Raw genomic sequence first — 1319 nt, forward strand, 5'->3', positions numbered from 1 at the left:
CGACTGACAGTGAGGATGTAGGTGGGGTCACCCGGTCCGGTCTGACTCACCGACTGACCGACGTTGCTGTCCTGTTGAGCGATTCGTCGATCGGTTCCGGGTGACCCCGTCCTGCACGTCACTGGCAGGGGCGTCGTGACCTGATAGGAGCCTGTGCAAGAGGCCCCGTCACTGTCCTGTCCGCCCGTCCCGGCGGGTGCGTGCCGACCCTGTCGGTGCAAGCGAAAGGGACGACGGTTCCAGGATGACAGCCAAGAAGCGCCAGGTCACGGGTGGGGTTGATACCCACGGGAAGACGCATCACGCCGCTGCGGTCGACCACGCGGGTCGGGTGCTCGGTGATCAGGAGTTCCCGGCCACCGCAGCCGGGTATCAGCAGTTGCTGGCCTGGCTGCGCGGCTTCGGCCGGGTCGTCAGGGTCGGGGTGGAGGGCACCGGCGCCTATGGCGCTGGCCTGGCGCGGCACTTGAGCGCGTCGGGCGTCACCGTCGTCGAGATCGACCGCCCTGACCGCAAGACTCGCCGGAGCAAGGGCAAGTCCGACCCGATCGATGCCCTCGCCGCCGCCCGCGCGGCCCTGTCCGGGCAGGCCGCTGGTGTCCCGAAGACCCGCACCGGCCCGGTCGAGGCGATCCGTGCCCTGCGGGTCGCCCGCCGCGGCGCGGTCAAGGCCCGCACCGCCGCCCTCAACCAGCTCCACGGCCTGATCACCTCCGCGCCGGACTCGCTGCGGGAGGATCTGGCCGGCCTCACCGGGGCCGCGCTCGTCCAACGATGCGCCGAACTGCGTGTCGATGAGTCCGCGATCATCGACCCGGTCCACGCCACGAACGCCGCCCTCGCCGCGATCGCCGCCCGGATCGCTGCGCTCAACGCCGAGATTTCCCACGCCGATCGGCGACTGCGCCCCGCCGTCGCCCGCACCGCACCGGCCCTGAGCAGCCTGTTCGGCGCCGGACCGGAAGTCGCGGGGCAACTGTTGACCACCGCCGGCGACAATCCCGACCGGCTACGTTCCGAAGCGGCCCTGGCCCACCTCTGCGGCGCCGCCCCGATCCCCGCCAGCAGCGGACGCATCGACCGGCACCGCCTCAACCGCGGCGGCGACCGAGCCGCGAACAACGCCCTGCACACGATCGTGCTCAGCCGGATGCGCTACGACCCCCGAACCCGCGCCTACGTTGAGAAACGCACCAAACAGGGCCTCGGCAAGAAAGAGATCATGCGGTGCCTCAAGCGATACGTCGTCCGCGAGGTCCACGCCGCCCTCCTCACCGACTTCACCGCCCTCAACACCCCTTGACATCCATAGGAGCATC

1 protein-coding gene is annotated in these 1319 nt (G+C 70.4%); it reads left to right on the plus strand.

Features of this window, described 5'->3' with window-relative positions; translation table 11 throughout:
• Positions 1–244 precede the first annotated feature (244 nt).
• Positions 245–1303: an IS110 family RNA-guided transposase gene (locus GA0070564_RS28695; RefSeq protein ID WP_091616464.1), complete on the plus strand. Its 1059-nt coding sequence runs from the start codon at positions 245–247 to the stop codon at positions 1301–1303.
• Positions 1304–1319 lie beyond the last annotated feature (16 nt).

Source organism: Micromonospora mirobrigensis (assembly GCF_900091555.1).
GTDB classification, from domain to species: Bacteria; Actinomycetota; Actinomycetes; order Mycobacteriales; family Micromonosporaceae; genus Micromonospora; species Micromonospora mirobrigensis.